The sequence below is a fragment of the Nocardia jinanensis genome (genome assembly GCF_014645735.1).
GTDB classification, from domain to species: Bacteria; Actinomycetota; Actinomycetes; order Mycobacteriales; family Mycobacteriaceae; genus Nocardia; species Nocardia jinanensis.
On record NZ_BMMH01000015.1, the window covers coordinates 80,935 to 102,216 of the forward strand.

The 21,282-nt window shown below is 67.1% G+C and carries 16 protein-coding genes; 8 read left to right on the forward strand and 8 right to left on the reverse strand.

Annotated features, from left to right (window positions below; all coding sequences use genetic code 11):
• Positions 1 to 97 precede the first annotated feature (97 nt).
• The gene (locus tag IEY68_RS27410; protein WP_058853402.1) at positions 98 to 682 is read right to left on the reverse strand and encodes a TetR/AcrR family transcriptional regulator; all 585 of its coding nucleotides are present in this window, start codon (positions 680 to 682) and stop codon (positions 98 to 100) included.
• Positions 683 to 787: 105 nt separating this feature from the next.
• Here IEY68_RS27410 and IEY68_RS27415 point away from each other — a divergent pair, with 105 nt between their 5' ends.
• Both IEY68_RS27415 and IEY68_RS27420 read left to right on the forward strand, forming a co-directional pair.
• The gene (locus IEY68_RS27415) at positions 788 to 2,065 is read left to right on the forward strand and encodes an FAD-dependent monooxygenase (RefSeq protein WP_058853403.1); all 1,278 of its coding nucleotides are present in this window, start codon (positions 788 to 790) and stop codon (positions 2,063 to 2,065) included.
• Between the two features lie 1,308 nt (positions 2,066 to 3,373).
• On the forward strand, positions 3,374 to 4,732 hold the full coding sequence (locus IEY68_RS27420) for a serine hydrolase domain-containing protein (RefSeq protein WP_058853404.1): 1,359 nt from the start codon (positions 3,374 to 3,376) through the stop codon (positions 4,730 to 4,732).
• Positions 4,733 to 4,750: 18 nt separating this feature from the next.
• On the opposite strand, the gene IEY68_RS27425 is transcribed toward IEY68_RS27420, so the two are convergent.
• From IEY68_RS27425 to IEY68_RS27435, 3 genes are all read right to left on the reverse strand, one after another.
• Complete coding sequence (locus tag IEY68_RS27425) at positions 4,751 to 5,785, reverse strand: aspartate-semialdehyde dehydrogenase (protein ID WP_058853405.1); 1,035 nt, start codon at positions 5,783 to 5,785, stop codon at positions 4,751 to 4,753.
• Between the two features lie 3 nt (positions 5,786 to 5,788).
• The gene (locus tag IEY68_RS27430; RefSeq protein ID WP_062998215.1) at positions 5,789 to 7,054 is read right to left on the reverse strand and encodes an aspartate kinase; all 1,266 of its coding nucleotides are present in this window, start codon (positions 7,052 to 7,054) and stop codon (positions 5,789 to 5,791) included.
• A gap of 179 nt (positions 7,055 to 7,233) precedes the next feature.
• Complete coding sequence (locus IEY68_RS27435) at positions 7,234 to 7,818, reverse strand: dihydrofolate reductase family protein (RefSeq protein WP_058853406.1); 585 nt, start codon at positions 7,816 to 7,818, stop codon at positions 7,234 to 7,236.
• 317 nt (positions 7,819 to 8,135) lie between these two features.
• On the opposite strand from IEY68_RS27435, the gene IEY68_RS27440 reads away from it, so the two are divergent.
• Together IEY68_RS27440 and IEY68_RS27445 are read left to right on the forward strand one after the other, a co-directional pair.
• Positions 8,136 to 8,321 carry a DUF1918 domain-containing protein gene (locus IEY68_RS27440; RefSeq protein WP_058853408.1) on the forward strand — a complete coding sequence of 62 codons (186 nt, stop codon included), beginning with the start codon at positions 8,136 to 8,138 and terminating at the stop codon, positions 8,319 to 8,321.
• A gap of 175 nt (positions 8,322 to 8,496) precedes the next feature.
• Positions 8,497 to 8,955, forward strand: a complete 459-nt coding sequence (locus IEY68_RS27445) for an SRPBCC family protein (protein ID WP_058853409.1) — start codon at positions 8,497 to 8,499, stop codon at positions 8,953 to 8,955.
• Between the two features lie 6 nt (positions 8,956 to 8,961).
• On the opposite strand, the gene IEY68_RS27450 is transcribed toward IEY68_RS27445, so the two are convergent.
• From IEY68_RS27450 to IEY68_RS27460, 3 genes are all read right to left on the reverse strand, one after another.
• Positions 8,962 to 9,813, reverse strand: coding sequence for an ion transporter (locus IEY68_RS27450; protein ID WP_373293021.1), 852 nt, complete (start codon positions 9,811 to 9,813; stop codon positions 8,962 to 8,964).
• Positions 9,814 to 10,007: 194 nt separating this feature from the next.
• Complete coding sequence (locus tag IEY68_RS27455) at positions 10,008 to 11,579, reverse strand: GMC oxidoreductase (RefSeq protein WP_459167280.1); 1,572 nt, start codon at positions 11,577 to 11,579, stop codon at positions 10,008 to 10,010.
• Between the two features lie 231 nt (positions 11,580 to 11,810).
• The gene (locus tag IEY68_RS27460) at positions 11,811 to 12,575 is read right to left on the reverse strand and encodes a sulfite exporter TauE/SafE family protein (protein ID WP_058853410.1); all 765 of its coding nucleotides are present in this window, start codon (positions 12,573 to 12,575) and stop codon (positions 11,811 to 11,813) included.
• Positions 12,576 to 13,087: 512 nt separating this feature from the next.
• On the opposite strand from IEY68_RS27460, the gene leuA reads away from it, so the two are divergent.
• Entirely contained in the window at positions 13,088 to 14,887 is a 1,800-nt protein-coding gene (leuA, locus tag IEY68_RS27465) for a 2-isopropylmalate synthase (RefSeq protein ID WP_058853411.1), read from the forward strand.
• Positions 14,888 to 15,057: 170 nt separating this feature from the next.
• Positions 15,058 to 17,307: a MinD/ParA family ATP-binding protein gene (locus IEY68_RS27470; protein ID WP_373293022.1), complete on the forward strand. Its 2,250-nt coding sequence runs from the start codon at positions 15,058 to 15,060 to the stop codon at positions 17,305 to 17,307.
• Here IEY68_RS27470 and IEY68_RS27475 read toward each other — a convergent pair.
• A complete protein-coding gene (locus IEY68_RS27475) occupies positions 17,301 to 18,239 on the reverse strand; it encodes a LysR family transcriptional regulator (RefSeq protein WP_058853412.1) in 939 nt (312 codons plus the stop codon). The two genes, IEY68_RS27470 and IEY68_RS27475, sit on opposite strands and share 7 nt — an antisense overlap.
• Before the next feature lie 72 nt (positions 18,240 to 18,311).
• On the opposite strand from IEY68_RS27475, the gene IEY68_RS27480 reads away from it, so the two are divergent.
• The gene (locus tag IEY68_RS27480) at positions 18,312 to 19,307 is read left to right on the forward strand and encodes an EamA family transporter (RefSeq protein WP_082681136.1); all 996 of its coding nucleotides are present in this window, start codon (positions 18,312 to 18,314) and stop codon (positions 19,305 to 19,307) included.
• Positions 19,308 to 19,472: 165 nt separating this feature from the next.
• Positions 19,473 to 21,224 carry a hydroxysqualene dehydroxylase gene (locus IEY68_RS27485; RefSeq protein WP_229719050.1) on the forward strand — a complete coding sequence of 584 codons (1,752 nt, stop codon included), beginning with the start codon at positions 19,473 to 19,475 and terminating at the stop codon, positions 21,222 to 21,224.
• The last annotated feature ends 58 nt before the right edge of the window (positions 21,225 to 21,282 follow it).

Here is a 21,282-nt window from a genome sequence, read left to right on the forward strand (position 1 = left end):
CGCTCACGGACCGGGGAACGAAGCGATCGCCGTTGCGCCACAGCCCGCGGCGGGCCGCTGGGAATCGAGTTCTGCGGCTCTCCGCCATCGACGGCTTCTACCGGCCAGAGCCCTTTTCCGCGGTCAGGGCATTGAGCGCTTCGCCCAATCGGGCGCCGCTGGGCACTGCGGCGTCCGGGTTGCTCATCCACTGCATCACCAAGCCGTTGAGAAGGACGAAGTACAGCTCGGCGACGGCACGCGCCCGGGAACCGTCGAGTTCGGGATAGGACTCCGCGATCAGATCGGCGATCTCGGAGACAGCGATCTCGGACATCTCCCCCATCCGAGGCCGTTCGCTCGGCGTCCGGTAGATACGGACCAGATTCTCCATACTCGCCACCAGAACCTCCCGGTTGCGATCGAAAAGTTCGGCGATACCGTCCCAGATCCGGGGGAACGCTTCACCTGGCGATTGTCCGGCCGTAGCCCGGATCCGCCGCTCGAGGTCGTCACCGATCACCCGGCCCGTCTCGTCGGTGAAGGCCTCGGTGAGCAGGCGGTCCTTCGAACCGAAGTGGTATCCGATGGCAGCGAGGCTGACTCCCGCTGTGGTGGCGATATCGCGTGCCGTGGTGGCGGCGAAGCCGCGTTCGTAGATGCAGGTGCGCGCGGCCGCGAGTAGATCCTCCTTGTTTCCCATGACCTCACTCTAACCAGTCTTAGACGTTTGTTCTAGACACTTGTTCTACATATGTGTTAGACATACGTCTGAGACATTCGATCAACCATTCGAGCGAGGACACCGATGACCACACAGCCCACCCCGGCCGCACTGCGCGTACTCATCTCCGGCGGCGGAATCGCCGGCAACGCGGTCGCCCTACAGTTGCTCCGCGCCGGAATCCGGCCCACGGTGGTCGAGCGCGCAGCCGTGCCGCGACCGGGTGGTCAGGCCGTCGACCTGCGCGGACCCAGCCGGACCGTGGCACAGCGCATGGGTCTCGCGCCGGGCATCCGTAATTACCAACTCGACGAACGCGGCATGGTGTACATCGACTCCACCGGCCGTGAAGCGGCCCGGATGCCCGCCGAACTCTTCGAGGGGAATGGGGCGGTGGCCGAAATCGAGATCACCCGTGGCGACCTGAACCAGGTCCTGCTGGATGCCATCGCCGAGGAGACCGCGCGCCACGGCGGGTCCGGTATCGATTACCGGTACGGCGAACAGATCCGGGCACTGCGCGAGCACGCCGACGGCGTCTCGGTGGAATTCGCCTCCGGCGCGACCGAGGAATTCGACCTGGTGGTCGGGGCCGACGGCCTGCACTCGACCACCCGCCGGCTGGCCTTCGGGCCGGAAGAGCAGTTCAGTACGTATCTCGGCGGGTACACCTCGTACTTCACCATGCCGACCCCGGAAGGTATCCGCCCGCATTGGATGACCGTGCAACTGCTGCCCGGTGGAACCTTCCTCGGCTTCCGGCCCGATGCCGACCCGGCGACCACCAAGGTGATGATCAGTATCCGGCGCCCCGCCGATCCCGCCCTGCGACGCGATACCGCCGCTCAGAAACAACTCCTGCGCGAAGGCCTCGCGGCCGGTGGTCGGCTGGTTCCCGAAGTCGACGCGGCCATGGACCACGCCGAGGATTTCTACTTCGACGAACTCGCGCGGATAACCATGCCTCAGTGGACAACCGAGCGGATCGCGCTGGTGGGCGACGCCGGGTACTGCGGCTCGCCGCTGAGCGGCCAGGGCACGGCCATGGCCCTGGTCGGCGCCTACGTACTGGTCGGCGAGATCATGCGCACGCCGGGCCGGCCGACCGCCGCGCTGGCCCGGTACAACGAGATTCTGCGCCCGTTCGTGAAATCCGCTCAGCAGCTCCCGCCCGGTGGCGTGAAGGCCATGACCCCGCGGACGCGGGCGGGTATCCGGGCTTCCCTGGCCCTCGTCCGGTTCACCACCTCCCGGTTGATGCGGCCACTGATGACCCGCATGCTGTCCGGAACCGAGGATTACGCACTGCCCGACTACTCCGCCGATCTCCCCGCGGCGGAACAGGGAGCTCGGCCGCTGTGACAAGCGGAGGGATACGATTCCCGGGTGCGACCGTCACCACCCGGGGCGGATGAGGGCTCGACCGTGCGCCCTCGGTCCGAAACTCCCGCGAGTCGGCGGCCGGCCGGACAAGGAGACATACCTACCGTCGTCTCCACACTCTCGTCCGACTGGCCGAATCACCTGAACCACCATCACCGATTTCTCGAACGGTTACCTTTCGCTGGCCGCGGACCGGATCAACCGGGACTTGTACCGTGTCCGATTCCGCTGCCGAGCTTCCGGAAGAGCCGAACTATCGCTCGATGGCCGTCCGACGAGCCGGTCACCCCGCGAGACCGGCCCGGACGAACGCCGCCGACGGGCCGGTCTGCCACCCCGCGAGACAGACCGACCCCCCGCAGTCCCGGCTCCCCACCGGGTCGTGCGGTCCCCCCGCCGAGGGGTTCCGGTTCCTCCCCAGGCCCGGAACCACCTCACCCCTCCCGGCGGATCCCTCCCCCGGATCCGCCCCACTCCCCCGCCGGGTACCTTCCGGTTCCTCCCCAGGCACCGGTCAGTACCCCCCACCCCTGCGGCGTACCCGGCTACCGGTAGCGGCCGAATACGCCGAGCTCGATGCGATCGTCCCCGATCAGGTGGCAGGTCGCATACAGTTCGACGGCCATCTCGACCGGCCCGGTTCCACCCGCGGGGCCGATCCCCCGCTCCCCGGCGCCGGACAGGCTGTCCTGCGCAGCGCAGACGATCGCGCTGCGTGGCCGGACCTGCCGGTATCGGTCAGCGCGGCGCCCAGCTCACCTTCGGTAGCCGGGGCGGGCCCGGGAGCCGGCACCACGACAGTGGTGGTGTCGGCCGGAGCGAGCGCGGCGGTCGGCTTGCTGATCATTGCGGCTTCCCTTCGCGGTGTCCTCGGGCCGGTTGTTCCGGCCTCGACACCAACAATGCAGCCCCACGCTTGCCGCGCACTTAACGTGAACTTATAACGCTGAGACCACGATTCGTCACAGTGCAGACAAGGTCAGGGAACAGCTGGGGGGGACTGCTCCGGGATCGGTATATCTCGGGCATCATGGAGGCATCCGCTACGACAACGAGTGGGAGTGTGGATGGATACGTTGGTCGTATGGGCTCTGGCCTGTGCGTTCTACTGGTTCGGTCTGCTCTGACCGGCCCCGCACCGATAAGGCACCGGCGCCGTGTAGTCCCGTGCCCGTAGACGACTGCTCCTGAACCGATCCCTCGATCGGGCAGGGGCGTCGCACTGTCGGCGGACCCGATATCGCGTGATACCGGCCTCCCGGTGGAACGCCCATTAGGGTGATCCGCATGGCGCGTTTCGGTGGGCTCCTGGCGGGGGTCACAGCGGTAATACTGATGGCAGGACAGCTTTTCGCCGCGCAAGCGCAGGCGACCCCGGACGACGAACCAACGACCACCCGGTGCGAGGTGTCTTCCGGCCGGGAACCGGCCCGGGCCCGGCCGGAGCAAGTGGGACTGGACTCGACACGCCTGACCGACGCCCTGGCCTTCGCGGCCGGCCGGAAGCGGTTGAACATCCAGATCTTTCGGCACAACTGCCTGATCGGCGAGGGACCCGGCAACACACGCACCGGTAACACCCCGTGGAACGTGTGGAGCGTGACCAAGAGCGTGGTCTCGTTGCTCACCGGAATCGCCGCCGAACGCGACCTGATCGATCTCGAAGCCCCGATCGACCGGTATCTCCCACCCGGTCTGGGCGATACGCGGAGGCGGGCGATCACAATCGAGAACCTGCTCACCGAGACCTCGGGTATGCGAACCGGGGTGGTGACCGAGGGGCTCACCGGGGCGGTACCCATCGATCCGAACAGCGCGGTGCAGGCCCTCGGAGTACCGCTGGATCATGAACCCGGCACCGTGTTCACCTATAGTCAGCGCACGGTCGATCTGCTGTCCTACGTGCTGGAACTCGCGGTCGGTGAACCGCTACAGGACTTCGCGCAACGCGAGCTGTTCGCACCACTGGGTATCGAACGCGGCGACCTGTACTGGGCGCGAGACCGCTCCGGGCACACCTATGGTTACGCGCATCTACTGATCCCGCCGAACGATCTCGCCAAGCTCGGGCTGCTCGTCGGTAACGCCGGCAACTGGAACGGCCGGCAGATAGTGCCCGCGTGGTACCTGTCGCGGGCGACCACCCCGTCGACTACGAACCCCTGCTACGGCTACCTGTTCTGGACCGGGCCGGATTGCGCGGAGAACCCGTCGTTCATGCCGGCCGACATGTATGCGATGTCCGGAGTGGGACTACAGAACGTCTTCGTCGTCCCCAGCCTGGATCTGGTGGTGGTCTGGACCGGGGTGTTCGGGAACGTGAGTGCCTACGGTCCGGGCGGGATCATCCAGAACACCGGCGAACTGCCGCACGAATTCTTCCGGCGGCTACTGGCCACATTCCACGAATCGCCGATTCCCGACCCCGGCCCCTATGTGGAACCACCGCTAGTGACGAACCCGAACTCCTATATCGACACCGATATCCTGCTGGCGGTTTTCGGTATCGGTACGTCCGCGTACCCGGGCTGCGATGTGTTCGCCTGCCTGGGCGAACCGCTCGCGCCGCCGTTCAGCGACGCGCCGCCCGGCTGTGTCCTGCTGGTATGCCTCGGAAACGATCCGCGCACACCGGGGATCCACTGAGCCGGACGGCGGCCGCCGTCAGCGATCGGCGAGCAGCACCTCGGCGATCTGGATCGTGTTCAGCGCCGCACCCTTGCGCAGATTGTCGCCGGAGATGAACAGCGCCAGGCCGCGCCCGTCCGGGACACCCGGATCCTGACGGATCCGGCCGACCAGGGATTCGTCCTTACCGGCCGCGGCCAGCGGGGTCGGAACATCGACCAGTTCCACACCCGGCGCCTTCGCCAGGATTTCCTGCGCGCGCTGCACCGAGATCGGATCGGCGAATTCCGCGTTGATCGACAGCGAGTGCCCGGTGAACACCGGAACCCGGACGCAGGTGCCACTGACCAGCAGCTCGGGCAATCCCAGGATCTTGCGGCTCTCGTTGCGCAGTTTCTGATCCTCGTCGGTCTCGCCGGACCCGTCGTCGACCAGCGAGCCCGCCAGCGCCAAGACGTTGAACGCGATCGGGGCGACGTATTTGTTCGGGGCCGGGAAATCCACGGCGCCCCCGTCGTGGGTGAGCTTTTCCGCGTCGTCGATGACCGCGCGGGTCTGCGAGACGAGTTCCTCGACGCCGGCCAGCCCGCTGCCCGAGACCGCCTGATAACTGGATACGATCAGGCGCTGCAGCCCGGCCGCGTCGTGCAGTGGTTTGAGCACCGGCATCGCGGCCATGGTGGTGCAGTTGGGGTTCGCGATGATGCCCTTGACCAGGTTGCGGGTCTGCTCCGGGTTGACCTCGCTGACCACCAGCGGGACCTCGGGGTCCTTACGCCAGGCCGACGAGTTGTCGATCACGGTGACCCCGGCGGCGGCGAACCGCGGCGCCTGTACCCGTGACATGGTGGCACCGGCCGAGAACAGCGCGATATCCAGGCCCGACGGGTCGGCGGTCTCGGTGTCCTCCACCACGATCTCACCGCCGCGCCACGGCAGTTTCTTACCGGCCGACCGCGAAGACGCGAAGAACCGCACCTCGTCGGCGGGGAAATCACGTTCCTCGAGAAGTTTGCGCATCACGGCGCCGACCTGACCGGTCGCGCCGACCACACCAACACGAACGCCCATCGTTTATCGCCCCGTTCCGGCGTGAACGACGGCGACCTCGTCGCCGCCGAGATCGAACGCGCGGTGCAGTACCTGCACGGCGTCGTCCAGTTCGGTGTCCTTGACCAATACCGAGATGCGGATCTCGGAGGTGGAGATGAGGTCGATATTGATACCGGCCTCGGCCAGCGCCTCGCAGAAGGTGGCGGTGACCCCGGGGTGGCTCTTCATACCGGCGCCGACCAGCGACACCTTGCCGATGTGGTCGTCGTAGAGCACCTGGGAGAAACCGATCTCGCCCTGGTACTTGCTCAGCATCTCCACTGCCCGGACACCGTCGGATTTGGGCAGGGTGAAGGTGATATCGGTCTTGCCGGTCTCCACTTTGGAGATGTTCTGCAGGACCATATCGATGTTGATCTCGGCCTCGGCCACGTACCGGAACACCTTGGCCGCGTAGCCGGGTTCGTCCGGAAGCCCGACCACGGTCACCTTGGCCTCGCTGCGGTCGTGCGCGACGCCCGTCAGGATTGCTTGTTCCAAGGGAATGTCCTCCATCGATCCGTATACGTAGGTGCCGTGTTTATCGGTATAGGACGAACGCACATGCACGGGCACGTTGTAGCGACGCGCGTATTCGACACAGCGCAGCATGAGCACCTTCGACCCGCAGGCCGCCATCTCCAGCATCTCCTCGTAGGAGACCTGCTCGAGCTTCTGCGCATCGCTGACGATGCGCGGGTCGGCGGTGAAGATCCCGTCCACGTCGGTGTAGATCTCGCAGACATCGGCCTCCAGCGCCGCGGCCAGCGCGACCGCGGTGGTATCGGAACCACCGCGCCCCAGCGTGGTGACATCTTTGCTGTCCTGGCTGACGCCCTGGAAACCCGCCACCAGGACGATGGTGCCCTCGTCGAGGGCTTCCCGGAGCCGGCCGGGGGTCACATCGATGATCTTGGCCTTACCGTGCACCGACGTGGTGATGACACCGGCCTGGGAGCCGGTGAACGACCGCGCCTCGGCGCCGAGACTGTGGATGGCCATGGCGACCAGCGCGTTGGAGATGCGTTCACCGGAGGTGAGCAACATATCCATCTCCCGCGCGGGCGGCGCGGGAGAGACCTGCTCGGCCAGGTCGAGCAGTTCATCGGTGGTATCGCCCATAGCTGAGCACACCACGACCACGTCGTGGCCCTGCTTCTTCGTCTCGACGATCCGTTCGGCGACGCGACGGATCCGGTCGGCAGAGGCTACCGAGGATCCTCCGTACTTCTGGACAACGAGTGCCACGAGGGGTCCTCCAATGTCAGCGAACAGGCGATCAGTGCAATAGCGTACCGATGCCGGTCACGCTGTTCCGGGAGTATCCGTCCTGGTTGTGGAATAACACACAGCCGTGTGACGTCACGTTTACCCGGTCGCGCACCCGCCGCACGCGCGGCCCGGCCGGGCAGGTGCGCGCGTGGCGCTCACATTCGCTCGAACCAGGTGACCTGCGCCCCGTTGCCGAACTCCCGCCGCTGGACGGGAGTGAACCGCGCGGGCCGGAAAGCGCCGCCCAGCACGGGTACGCCGGTACCGGCCAACACCGGATAGCTCTTGAAGACGAGCTGGTCGATCTCGTCGATCAGCGCACCGGCGAGCGTGCCGCCGCCGCAGAGCCAGATGTCTTTGCCGTGTGGCCCTTCCTCCTTCTTGAGTCGCCGCACCAGCTCGACCGGATCGGTGCGCACCAGTTCGATCTGCGGGTCGTCGATCCTGTCCAGGGTGCTGGAGACGACATACTGCTCCAGGTGCGCGTAGGGGCTGGCGATCCCCGCCGCGAGAGCGGGTTCGTAGGTGCCACGGCCCATGATCAGCGTGTCCCAGTGCCGGTTCGGGACATCGGGTGCGATGCCCGCGTGTTCCCGCATATGCGTGGGGACGGATTCGGGGTAGCGCGTGTTGATCCACTCGGCCATATCGTCGCCGAGCGGATAGAAATCGACCTCACCGCCCGGACCCGCGATATAGCCGTCGAGGGAGACGGCCACGTAGTAGACGAGCTTTCGCATGAGGTACCGCCCTATTCGTAGTACTGCGATTGAAGTGGTTTGAACACAGTACTACATCTGGAGTGGTGTCAAGGTGTGATGGAATCCGGCGCGACCCGGCCCATATCGAATCGACTTCCGCGACCCGGTGAATTCGATTCGCCGAGCGACGAGGAGGTCCACGGCTACCGCCGATATCGAATCGGCCGTTGATCGAACAACCACACGCCGGGTCACCCGCCGCCCGACGCCGGAATTGATCGGACCCGCCACAAAAATACTGATAGCAATTCCATCGGGGTTGTGATGCCCGACATAGTGGCCGAATAATGGGCTGCATGATGGCAAACGTCGGAGACCGGTTGCACGTGCACGGGCACACCGTCGGCGAAGTCGACCACGAGGGAGAGATCGTAGAGGTTCACGGCCACGACGGAACGCCGCCGTATCTGGTGCGTTTCGACGACGGACACGAGTCCCTGGTCTTCCCCGGCCCGGACGCGACAGTCGAACGAACACCCTGACCTGCCCACCCGGCAGGCACAGCGCATCCCGGTTCAGAACCGGCCCCGCAAACATTTGCGGCCGGTATACCGACGCGCGGGATCGCCGCCGCGGCGAACCTGCGTGTTGACGATCACGCGACCCCCAAGAGAGAATCGTGGCCGATTCGTAATAACCGGGGGTGCGAGGGACAAAATGCGTACGAAGACCGATATCAGATTCGACGTCGTGGCCGACCCGGGTCAGGTGATGGACGCATTGATGGCGGTCGAAATGCTGTCCGAATGGTCACCGGATTTCGAGGATGCGCGAGTCGCCGGTCGCGACGAAGAGGGCCGCCCGCGCCGGATGTTCATCCAGGTCGGGGTCAACGCCACCCCGGATATGCAGGTCTGGGAATTCGACTGGTCGGAGAACCGGATGTCGTGGGAGGTCTCCGACAGCACCCGCGGCATCAAGGGCGGTGGATACTTCGAGGTCACCGCGGGCGAGACGGGGAGCGAGGTCCTGCTGCACGTCGAGCAGTACATGCCGCTGCCGGTCCCCGGATTCCTGCTGAAGAGATCGGTCCGCAAATCGTACGAGGCGCTGGTGGAGAATTTCGTCGCCTACGCCGAACAGTTCCCCGAATCCGAAACCTTCGACCTGGTCTGACCCGCGTCAGACGTCCTGCCGAGTGAGGTGCCGGGCGGTGAGGTGATGGGCGGTGGGGCCGTAGGCCGCAGGCGCCACCTTGACCCCGTTACGCACCGACTCGCGGATCTGGTCCACGTTCTCCCGGATCATGTCCGAGACGAGTTCGTCGGTACGCGGATCGGCCAGTACCTGGAACAGGATCCGGAACACGGTATCGGCGACCAACCTGATGATCTCGTCGTGGAACGGGATGTAGCGGACGCGGCCGGTCTGCGGATCGTTCTTGATCATCTCGACGATCATCTCGTCGAGTTCACCCCGGTTCTCCTCCAGTGCCACCGCGATATTGCGGGTGTAGTGCCCGGTCCGCAGGACCGCGGTGACCTCTTCCATGATCGCGATGGTCATCGGGCGCTTGATGACCTCCACGATCGTGCCCACCGAATGGTTGATCACCGCGGCGGTGACGCGGTCACCGAAGACCCGGTCGGCGACACGGGCCAGCCGGACCAGGATCACCACGATCCGCAGCAGCCGGAAAGCACGGAAGAAGGGGCTCGCCACCGGGATCATGCCGAGGACCTCGTACCAATAGACGAACGGGAAGGTCCACGACCAGCCGGCCCGGCGCCAGCGCCAGAGGAACTCGAGCGCGAAAACCGCGCAGATCGCGTAGTCGATGCCGACGATCACCCGGTAGGTCTGTGGCGGTACCTGGAAGAAGGTGATCCAGCAGACCAGCACCACCGAGACGGCGGCCAGCGCCAGCATGACGAGATCGGTCCACAGCGCCGGAGGTTTGCGGGGAAAACCCTCCGGCTCCGGGTTGTCGGGTACGGATCCTGAAACGGGCTCCGTGGACGACGGTATTGACACCTGCATTCCCTTCGACGCCGAAAGATCGCGGATCAGTATTACTCGCCGACGCGCCGCGGAGCCCGCCATCGCACCGGTTCGCGGCCCGCGCACCACTGAGCAGGACTCGTCGGACGAGCGGCCGGCGACTCTGCTACCCCGGTCACCCGGCCGTACCGGCTCTCGGAACCGCCGACGACTTTCGCGAAGAGAATTCAGTGACCCGCGCGGATGATCGCCTCGATATTGCGTTCGGCCAGGGCGGTGATGGTCAGTGACGGGTTGACGGTCCCGGTACTGCCCGGGATCGCGGCCCCGTCCATCACATACAGACCCCGGTGCCCGTGCACCCGGCCATAGGCGTCGGTCGCTCTGCCCAGTACCGCACCGCCGAGCGGGTGTGCGGTGAACAGCGCGTTGGCGTCGTACCCGAGGGCGCTGTACTCGGCCATCGCACCGGCCCGGTCCGCGATACGCCGGTCGACCTCCCGGGCCGCCGCGCTCACCTCGTCCTGCGCCCTGCGCGGCCAGGACAGGCCGACACCGCCCGAGGCGGGGTCATAGCCGAACCGCGCCCGCGTCGGATCCAGGACCATGGCCAGCGAGGCCAGCGCACCCGTTTCGAACGGGATGCCGGGGATGTACCAGTTCTCCAAGCTCAGCGCCATCCCGGTGTCGTCGAAGATCCGGCTGGCACTCGGTACGCCCTGCCCGTTACCCGCGACCGAACTGGCACCGCGCGCGAGCACCACATCGCCGTTGGTACCCCAGCCGTCGCCGACGTGTTCGTTCAATTCCGGCAGCGCCCCGGTTTCCCGGGCCCGGACCAGCAGTTCGGAGGTACCGACCGATCCGGCGCCGAGGAAAAGCTTGTCGCAGGTGAGCGTCCGTTTTCCACGTACCGCACCGGTCGGGTGCAACTGGGTCACGGTGACCACGAAACGACCACCGGCTTCCTGGGCGATCGTGTCGACGCGATGGCCGGGATAGACCTTGGCCCGGCCGGTGGCCTCGGCCTCCTTCAGGTAGTTCTGGTTGAGGTCGAATTTGGCGCCGTTGGAGTTGCCGAGGTTGCTGCGCCCGGCGATCGCCGAGGCCCGGACGGCCCCGGACAGTTCGCCGCGCAGTACATCCCAGGTGAAGATGGAGTCGTTGGGAACGGGGCGGTAACCGGCCCTGCGCACCTGATCGTCCCAGGCACGCGAATGCGTGAACGGCGCCGAATGATAGATATCGCCGGGCATCGGGTCCAGCCGCAGTTTGCCGCGCACCCGCGGGTAGTACACACGGTCCAGTTCGCCGAAGTCGACCACGCCGCCGAACACATGGTCGAAGAACCGGCGTTCGGGCGCGATCATCGCGCCGCTGAAGACTACCGAGCCGCCACCCACCGCGGCTCCGCGCCAGACGTCGATCCCCTGGAAACGGGTGCAGTCCAGCACGCCACCGAAATCGGCGAACCGCATCGGCACCTTGGTCACCCCGGTGAAGCTGGTGGAATGCCAGAAACCGCGGCCGTCGGGCAGATCGTCGCCGGTGAAGATCTCCCGCCACGGATCGTTGGGCCAGCGGGAACCCCGCTCGAGCACCGTGGTGGCGACCCCGGCCTCGGCCAGGCGCAACGCACTGACCGCCGCGCCGAAGCCGGAACCGATGACGATGGCCTCGGTATGTTCCGGCGGGGCCGGTACCGGCGCGAAGATCTCCGGAACCCACTGCGCGAACAGTTCGTGCCAGAGCGGCTCCGCCGCGGCCCGCGGCAGAGCTACCTCCGCTCTCGGAACCACCGATCCCACCGCACCGATAAGAGCAGCCGCCCCCACGGCCTTGAAAAGGGCACGCCTATCCACCCAGAACACCTCTCCGGTAACGCAACAGCGCACGGATGGTACCGGGAAATCGGTCGATATGAACAGTCGTGGCGGAGAAGCCGATTCGCCGCCGAGTGGTCGATGGTTCAGCGGGCGGAGCCCATCCGCAGTCCGCGCACGGCCGGAGCGGAGGCGGAGGTACGCCTACTAGCCGAACACCAACCGGATCACCGCGACGGTGCCGACGACCACGATCACCGCGCGCAGCACAGTGGGCGGCAACCGCCGGCCCACCTTGGCCCCCAGCTGTCCCCCGATGATCGCTCCGGCCGCGATCAGCGCCACCACCAGCCAATCCACCTCGGCGACCGCGATGAAGATGACGGCCGACAGCCCATTGGTGAGTAGAGCGAGCACATTCTTCACCGCGTTGAGGCGCTGGATGTCCTCGTGGACGAACACACCCAGCAGCGCGAGCAGCAGCACCCCTTGGGCCGCGCCGAAGTAACCCCCGTAGACACCCGTGCCGAAAATGGCGGCCAGCAGAATCGGCCCGCCATGCGCGGGAACATCGCCGGATTCGCCCTGCCGCTGCCGGACCCACGCCGACAACCGCGGTTGCACCACCACCAGCACCAGCGCCACGATTATCAGCACCGGGACGATGGCCGCGAACGCGTCCTCGGGCAATGTCAGGAGCAAGACCGCGCCCACCGCGGCGCCCAGCAGCGATGCCGAGCTGTAGCGCAGCACCCGGCCCCACTGGCCGGACAGTTCACGGCGGTAGCCGATGGCCCCGCTCAGCGAACCGGGAACGAGACCGACCGTATTGGAAACATTCGCCGTGACCGGCGGTAATCCGATGGCGAGCAGCACCGGGAAGGTGATGAGTGTCCCCGAACCCACGACGGTGTTGATGCCGCCCGCGGCGATACCCGCGGCGAAAACGGCCAGCATCTCCAGCCAAGTCATGCTCGAACCCTCGACCTTTCCGGACCGGCGTCCGGTCACTCACAACCCCGAGCAGGCACGCTAGCGGTTGCCCGCCCCGGCGGTCGCGACGGGTCCGCGCGGCGGGTGGGCGCGCTGTTCTCGACTCGCGTCCGCTACTCGCGCTCCGCGCGACGGCACCGGCGTGCGCTGCACGGTATTGGCCACCGCAGGACCGGTGGCCGGCGCGGCGAAACAGCCGGGACCCGGCCGGCGAAATATTCACGACGACCGCAATGCCGCAGCAAGCCCCACGCAAACCGGCGCGCCGGGCCTCCCGGGCGGCAAGAACAGCGCCGCGTTTGTGAAGCACCGACCCTCCGGACCGCAATAGCAGGCCCGAGACCAGAGGAGGTAGACTCGCACGGGTCATGCAGCGGGCACTTCTTCTCAGCCGCCGCGACGGGGTCTGATCGGACCGGCTTCCCGTCGCGGGGTTCCGCCGCGCCGGTCGACCCAATTCGGGAAAACCATCTCACCCACGGAGAAATCGCATGTCACCCGCTGACGCCTTCGTATCCGGCACGCGCACCATCACCGCGCCCGCCAAGCCCGCGCCCGCCGACCAGCCCGCGTGGAACAAGCAGAAGAACTCGTCCCTGCCCGTCTTCCGGTACCGGCCCTTCGCCGAAGAAGTCGAACCGGTGGCCCTGCCGGACCGCACCTGGCCGGACAAGGTGATCGACCGAGCGCCCGCCTGGTGCGCCGTCGACCTCCGCGATGGGAACCAGGCTCTGATCGACCCGATGAGCCCCGCCCGCAAACGCCGCATGTTCGACCTCCTGGTGCGGATGGGTTACAAGGAGATCGAGGTCGGCTTCCCCTCGGCCAGCCAGACCGATTTCGATTTCGTCCGCGAGATCATCGAGGACGGCGCGATCCCCAACGACGTGAGCATCCAGGTGCTGACCCAGTGCCGGCCCGAACTGATCGAGCGCACCTTCGAGGCATGCTCCGGCGCCACGAATGTGATCGTGCACTTCTACAACTCCACCTCCATCCTGCAGCGGCGGGTGGTGTTCCGGGCGGACCGCGACGCCGTCCAGAAGATCGCGACCGACGCCGCGCGGCTGTGCCTGGAGACCGAGAAGCGTTACCCGGACACGAACTGGCGGTACGAATACAGCCCGGAGTCCTACACCGGCACCGAACTGGAATACGCCAAGCAGGTCTGCGACGCGGTCTCCGAGATCATCGCCCCCACTCCGGAGAAGCCGCTGATCCTCAATCTGCCGGCCACTGTCGAGATGGCGACACCCAATGTGTACGCCGACTCCATCGAATGGATGCATCGCAACCTGGCCCGGCGCGATTCGATCGTGCTGTCGCTGCACCCGCACAACGACCGGGGTACCGCGGTCGCGGCGGCGGAGCTGGGCTACCAGGCCGGTGCCGACCGTATCGAGGGCTGCCTGTTCGGCAACGGTGAGCGCACCGGCAACGTCTGCCTGGTGACCCTGGGTATGAACATGTTCTCGCAGGGCGTGGATCCGCAGATCAACTTCTCCGATATCGACGAGATCCGTCGCACGGTCGAATACTGCAACCAGCTCCCGGTACACGAGCGCCATCCCTACGGCGGCGACCTGGTCTACACCGCGTTCTCCGGTAGCCACCAGGACGCGATCAACAAGGGCCTGGACGCGATGAAGGCGTCCGCCGACGCGGCCGGCGCCGATGTGGACGATATCTCCTGGGAGGTGCCGTACCTGCCGATCGACCCGAAGGATGTGGGCCGCACCTACGAGGCGGTCATCCGGGTCAATTCGCAGTCCGGCAAGGGCGGGGTGGCCTACATCATGAAGACCGATCACGGTCTGGCCCTGCCGCGCCGGCTGCAGATCGAGTTCTCCCAGGCCATCCAGCAGATCACCGACGGCGAAGGCGGTGAGATCACGCCCAAGGAGATGTGGGATGCCTTCGCCGACGAGTACCTGACCCCGATCCGGCCCCTGGAGCGGATGCGGCAGAAGGTCACCGCCGCCGAAACCGACGGCGGTACCGACCGCATCACCGCGGTGGTCAAGGTGGACGGGGTCGAGCAGGAGGTCACCGGTAGCGGGAACGGACCGCTCGCGGCCTTCGTCGACGCCATCGGCGCCGTCGGATATCAGGTGGAGGTGCTCGACTACTCCGAGCACGCCCTGTCCGCCGGTGACGACGCCCAGGCCGCGGCCTATGTGGAATGCGCGATCGGTGACCGGGTTGTCTGGGGCGTCGGTATCGCCACCTCGATCACGACCGCTTCGCTGCGCGCCGTGGTCTCGGCTGTGAACCGGGCCGCCCAGAAGTAGTCGTCACACCCGCGCCACCTCGGCCGCCGTCACTCGTAGCACGCGGGTGACGGCGGCCTCATTCGTGGTAAACCGCCCGGCATGCGAACCTTCCCGCACCTGCTAGCGTTGGGTCCGGACTCCACGCCGCCGAGCTCTCTGCTCGAAAAACCCGAGCAGATGGGGGAACTGTGACTACTGACGAACACGATCCGACTTCCCAGCCCTGGCCCGCGAGTCAACCGGTGGATACCGCCGGTGGTGGCGGCGGATCGGATACCGTGCAGCCCACCGACGCCGAACCGCCCGCCGCGACGCCGATCGAATCCGAGCCGGAGGAGAACATCGCGCAGGCGTCCTCCGATTCCGAGCCCACCGGAGCCGGACCCGAGAGCTCCGTCCCGGTCACCGAAATCGATACCGCCGCCGGGCCCGATACGCCGGGGAGCGCGGAACTCTCCGGTTCCGACGATCCCGGGAGCGCGGTGCCGGAAGGTGGTGTACCGGGCGAATACCGACCGGCCGAGACCGCCGATCCGGAGAGCCCGCCATCGACCGACGAGAACGGATTCGCGCCCCCGGCACCGGCCGAAGGCGGATCCCTCTACGAAAACGCTCCGTTCGATCAATTCGCCCCGCCGGTGCCCGGCGGGGATTTCAGCGCGCCTGCCCCGGAGCAGTTTCCGGCGCCGGGCAGCCCGCAATTCCCGCAACCCGAACCCGATCAGTTCCAGCCGGCGAACATGGGTCCGGGCGGCGAGGTCACGCAGGCGGATCCCGGCCCGTTCCAGGCCCCGAACACCGGATACGGCAGCGGACAGTTCCCGCAACCCGAACCGGGCCAGTTCCAGGCTCCGCAATACGGACCGGGCGGCGGACAATTCCCACAGCCCGACTCCGGCCAGTTCCAAGTCCCGAACACGGGATACGGCAGCGGGCAATTCCCACAACCCGACTCCGGCCAGTTCCAGAATCCGAACACCGGATACGGCAGCGGGCAATTCCCGCAACCGGACCCGGCCCAGTTCCAGCCCGCACCCGGGCCGAACCCGCCCGACCCCTTCGCTGTTCCCGGGCCACACGGCGGCCACTATCCGCCGCCGGACGTCAATCCATATCCGGGGCAGCCGAATCCGGAGCAGGCTCCCTATTCCGCACCCCTTCCCGACGGCAACGGGCAGTTCCCGCAGCCGCCCGGCGGGTATGCCCCGCAACCCGGGCCGGCGCCCGCGCCGGAAGGTGACCAGGGCGGGCCGATCTACAGCTGGGCCCCGCCACCGATGCCGGTCGCACCGCCGCCCGTGCCACAGCAGCAGTTCCAGCAGGCGCCGCCTCCGCCGGTGCACAATCCGCCGACCGGGCAGTTCCAGATTCCGAACTGGGGCGCCGATCCCGGGCGCCCGCCCGCACCGCAGCCACCGCCCCAGCAACAGTTCCAGCAGCCGGGACAACCCGGGCAACAACCGTTCCAGCCGCGCCAGATGCCCGAGCCGGGCCAGCTCGGTAATTCGGTCAACGATCTGAATCTGCTCAAACGTGCGCGCAAGGCACCGCGTGGCGGTTGGCGCCGGGCGGTGCACAAGGTCTCGCGCGGCACGATCAACCCGGGTGAATCGGCCTCCGATGTCGTGCACCGCGATCTGGTGGGTCGGGTGAACGCCCCGGTCCACGGCGATTTCCGGATCGCGATCCTCTCGCTCAAGGGCGGAGTCGGCAAAACCACGACCACGGTGGGCCTCGGCGCCACGTTCGCCTCGTTGCGCGGCGACCGGGTGATCGCGATCGACGCGAACCCCGACCTGGGCACGCTCGCCCACCGGGTACCGCGCCAGACCCGCTCGACCGTGCGCAATCTGCTCGAAGACCAGAACATCACGCGCTACTCCGATGTCCGGGCGCACACCTCGCAGTCGCCGAGCCGACTGGAAGTGCTGGCCAGTGAGCAGGATCCGGCGGTATCGGAGGCGTTCAGCGAGGCCGATTACCGGCGGGCGATCGGGATCCTGCAGTCGTTCTACAACATCATTCTCACCGATTGCGGTACCGGACTGATGCATTCGGCGATGTCGGGTGTGCTCGATATGGCGAGCTCCCTGGTGCTGGTCACCTCACCGGCCATCGACGGCGCGCGCAGTGCCTCGGCCACCCTGGACTGGCTGGACTACCACGGCTATTCGCACCTGGTGCAGCAGACCGTGGTGGTGGTGAACGCCTCGCGGCGTGGGTCCACCTCGGTGAACCTGGACCATCTGCGCCGGTTGTTCCTGGACCGCACGCGAGCGGTGCAGGTCGTCCCCTTCGACGATCATCTCGCCGAGGGTGCCGAGATCGATCTGGAACTGGTGAGCAAACCGACCCGGCAGGCCCTGCTGGAGCTCGCCGCGATGGTCGCCGACGATTTCGCCAGTGTGGACGGATACCCCTACGGCAACCGCTACTGATCGGTCGCGGGCGGTGGTTCGGCGGTGATCTGCCGGGCCGCCGCCGCGAACGAGTCCAATACCGCGGCGATCGCGGGCCGGTTCTCGGCACGCGGCCTGGTGACCAGGTCGTAGAGGCGGGCGGCGCGGACCCCGGACAGCCGTAGTTGCGACAGGGCCGGGTGGGTTACGACATAGCGGGGCATCAACGCCACCCCGTACCCGGCGGCGACCAATGTCTCGATCATCCGGAAATCGTTGAGACGCTGGACGATACGTGGTTCGACACCGGTCACCGTGGCGATCGAGCGCAGTACATCGTCCACCGGAAACCCGCCGCGCACGCTCAGCCACGCCTCTTCGGCCAATTCCGCCGCCGAGACCTCGGCCCGGCCGGCGAGCGGGTGATCGGGGGCGACGAGCACATCGATCGGTTCGCGCATGAGCACCCGGGAGCCGACCCGGGGCCCGGACATCGGGGCGGCGCGCTCGTCGCGGTGGGTGAGGACGATGTCGTAGTCGGCGAGCAGGCGCGGGGTGTCGTGCGGTGGTACGTCCTCGTCGCCCGCGGCGATCTCCACGCCACTGCCGGCCATGGCCGGCAGGACATGCGGTAGCAGTAGCGCGCCGCCCGAGGGGAACACCGCGACCCGTACCTGTCCGTGCGGAGACCCCCGGTAGTGGGCCATCTCTGCCACCGCGCGATCGAGGGCCGCGAGTACCTCGTCGGCCCGGACCACCAGGGCGTGCCCGGCGTCGGTGAGACGGACCCGGCGGCCGCTCGGTTCGAGCAGGGTGACGCCCGCCTCCCTGGTCAGCACTTTGAGCTGCTGTGATACCGCCGACGGTGTCATCGACAGTGCCGTGGCCACCGCACCGATCGTGCCGCGGTCGGCGAATTCGCGCAGGACGCGGAGCCGTTCGACGGAGAGGGAGGAATACGCGCCAACCATTAAGCAATTCTAAAACATTAGTCCATAACAATTCGATTGTGCTCACAGGTTAATACATCCCATGATTATCGGGTGACCTCCCGTGACCGTATGCTCGCCCTGACCGTCATCCTGCTGTGGGGGCTGAACTTCCTGGCTATCCGCGTCGGACTCGACCACCTGCCGCCGTTCTTCTTCGCCGCGCTGCGGTTCGCGGTGATCGCGGTCCCGGTCCTGCTGTTCATCCCGCGCCCCGCGGTGCGGATTCGCTGGATACTGCTGTACGGCACGGGTTTCGGCATGCTGCAGTTCGCTTTCCTGTTCACCGCGATGCGAGTGGGCATGCCGACCGGACTGGCCTCACTGGTACTGCAGTCTTCGGCGCCGTTCACCGTGCTGCTCGGGGCCCTGCTGCTGCGGGAGCGACTACGGCCCGTACAGATCGCCGGACTCACGGTCGCGGTCGCGGGGATGGCGGTGATCGGCTGGAATCAGTTCGCACACGCCGCCCTGTTGCCGGTGCTGCTCACTCTCGCGGGCGGTCTCAGCTGGGCACTGGGCAATATCGGGGCGCGCCGGGCCACTGTGGAATCGCCGGGAATCAATCCGCTGCACCTCACTCTGTGGATCACCGCGGTACCGGTGCTCCCCCTGTTCGCCCTCTCCGTCCTCTGGGAAGGTCCGGCCACCGGCGTCCACGCCCTCGCCGATACGTTCACGGGGGACGGGTGGCCCGCATTGGCGGGTCTGGCCTACATCGTCGTGCTCGGGACCGTGGTGGGATCCGGCCTGTGGACGTACCTGATGAGCCGGTACCCGGCGGGTACCGTCGCGCCGTTATCGCTGCTCGTTCCGGTCGTCGGATTCACCGCCGCCTGGATCTTCCTGGACGAGACACCCGCAACCACGAGCTTGATCGGTGGGGCGGTGGTCATCGCGGGGGCCTTCGCGGCGACGGCGGGCGTCGAGAAGACTTCCGTACCGCGGCCGGACCGGGAGCCGCCGGATCTGCCGGCGAGGGAGACGACCGGCCTGCCGGTGGGCATGGAGATCCGCAACCCGAAGTCGCTGGAGCCCGCAGTCGGATGAGCCGCCGGACCGCCGATCGCGCGGTTGATGCGCCCAGCCGGGCGTATCCCGTTTAGAGTTGGCGCGATCGAGACAGCTACCCCGGGTTAGGCAGCGGAAGACAACATGGCAGAGCATCGGTGGCCCACATCGGGTGCCACAGTGGTTTCAGGTCGACCTGCCGGGGTGGGAGCGTTCACTCGGCGAACCGTGCTGCGCGCCACTGCGGCCGCGGGCATCGGGGCGGCCACCGTGGTAGCACTACCCGGCGGAACCGCCCGGGCCCGGACGAAATCCCGGGTAGCCGTCCTGGGTGGCGGTGTAGCCGGACTCACCGCCGCCCACGAACTCGCCGAGCGCGGCTTCGAGGTCACCGTCTACGAACGCCGGGCGCTCGGCGGCAAGGCTCGCAGCATGCCGGTACCCGGAACCGGGACCGGAGGGCGGCCCGATCTGCCCGGCGAGCACGGTTTCCGCTTCTTTCCCGGCTTCTATCAGCACATTCCCGATACGATGCGGCGGATCCCGTTCGGCGAGAACATGAACGGCGTCTGGGACAATCTGATCGGTGTCCCGGACGCCCGGTTCGCCCGGGCCGACGCAGACGATATCCGCGCGCCACTGGGCTTCGGCCGGGTAAATGCCGCGACGCCGGAGGGTATGCGGGAAAGCCTGGCCGCGGTCATCGCCACCACGCTGAAGATGCCGCCCGCCGAGGGCATTTTCTTCGCCAACCGGCTCCTGGTCTTCAATACCAGCTGCGACGCACGCCGCTTCGGACAGTGGGAGCACACGTCCTGGTCGGATTTCGTCGGCGCGCGCGCCCGCTCGCACGAGTTCCGGGCGCTGGTCTCGCGCACGCTCACCAGCCTGCTGGTGGCCGCGAAGGACGAACTGGCCAGTGTGCGGACGATCGGCTCGATGGGCGAGCAGTTCCTCGGTAACCCGATGCAGATCGGCAACGACGGCGATCTGGACCGGGTACTCAACGGCCCCACGAACGTCGCGTGGATCGATCCGTGGGCCGCGCGCCTGCGTGAATTGGGTGTGCGATTCGAGCTGGGTGCCGAGGTCCGCGGACTGGAGGTCCGGGACCGGCGGATCACCGGCGCCCGGATCGTCAACGGCTCCGGCCTTTCCGAAACGGTGACTGCGGACCATTTCGTCGTGGCCCTGCCCGCCGAACGAGCCCGCGATCTGTGGAACGCCGATATCTTGTCCGCGTGGCCGCAACTGACCGCGATGAGCCGGCTCGTCACCGACTGGATGAGCGGGATCCAGTTCTACCTGCGCCGTCGCCCCGGGCTCGGAGGCGGCCACTCCGCCTATATCGACTCCCCCTGGTCCCTCACCTCCATCGCCCAGGACACCCTGTGGGCGCGCAAACTGCCCGAATACGGAGACGGCACGGTGCTCGAATGCCTGTCGGTCGATATCTCCGACTGGAACACCCCCGGCATCCTGTTCGGCAAAACCGCCAAGGAATGCACACACGAGGAGATCGCCAAGGAGACCTGGGCACAGATCCTCGCCCACCTCAACGACCGTGACGAAATACTGCGCGACGCCGACCTGCACTCCTGGTTCCTCGACCCCGGGATCAGCTGGAACGCCGATCGCGGCGAGAACGCCAACGCCGACCCGCTACTGATCAACACCGCGGGCTCGTGGGACCTGCGCCCGGAGGCGCACGGCGGGGTCGAGAACCTCTATCTGGCAGGCGATTACGTGCGCACGAATATCGACCTGGCCACTATGGAGGGCGCCAACGAAGCCGCCCGGACCGCGGTCAACGCACTGCTCGAGGTCACCGGATCGGATGCACCCCGCTGCCGCACCTACACACTCTGGCGTGCCCCGGAACTCGAGCCCCTGCGCCTCGCCGACGCCGACGCGTATGCGGCCGGGCGGCCGAACGCTTTCGATATACAGTTCTGAATCCCTGCCGACGGCGACGAGCACCACGGTGCAGAACACCCGAAAGACCGCGCGGAAC

Coding starts and splice junctions, on each gene's coding strand:
- IEY68_RS27410 (WP_058853402.1), bottom strand. CDS start 682: ATGGGAAACAAGGAGGATCTACTCGCGGCCGCGCGCACCTGCATCTAC.
- IEY68_RS27415 (WP_058853403.1), top strand. CDS start 788: ATGACCACACAGCCCACCCCGGCCGCACTGCGCGTACTCATCTCCGGC.
- IEY68_RS27420 (WP_058853404.1), top strand. CDS start 3,374: ATGGCGCGTTTCGGTGGGCTCCTGGCGGGGGTCACAGCGGTAATACTG.
- IEY68_RS27425 (WP_058853405.1), bottom strand. CDS start 5,785: ATGGGCGTTCGTGTTGGTGTGGTCGGCGCGACCGGTCAGGTCGGCGCC.
- IEY68_RS27435 (WP_058853406.1), bottom strand. CDS start 7,818: ATGCGAAAGCTCGTCTACTACGTGGCCGTCTCCCTCGACGGCTATATC.
- IEY68_RS27440 (WP_058853408.1), top strand. CDS start 8,136: ATGATGGCAAACGTCGGAGACCGGTTGCACGTGCACGGGCACACCGTC.
- IEY68_RS27445 (WP_058853409.1), top strand. CDS start 8,497: ATGCGTACGAAGACCGATATCAGATTCGACGTCGTGGCCGACCCGGGT.
- IEY68_RS27460 (WP_058853410.1), bottom strand. CDS start 12,575: ATGACTTGGCTGGAGATGCTGGCCGTTTTCGCCGCGGGTATCGCCGCG.
- leuA (WP_058853411.1), top strand. CDS start 13,088: ATGTCACCCGCTGACGCCTTCGTATCCGGCACGCGCACCATCACCGCG.
- IEY68_RS27475 (WP_058853412.1), bottom strand. CDS start 18,239: ATGGTTGGCGCGTATTCCTCCCTCTCCGTCGAACGGCTCCGCGTCCTG.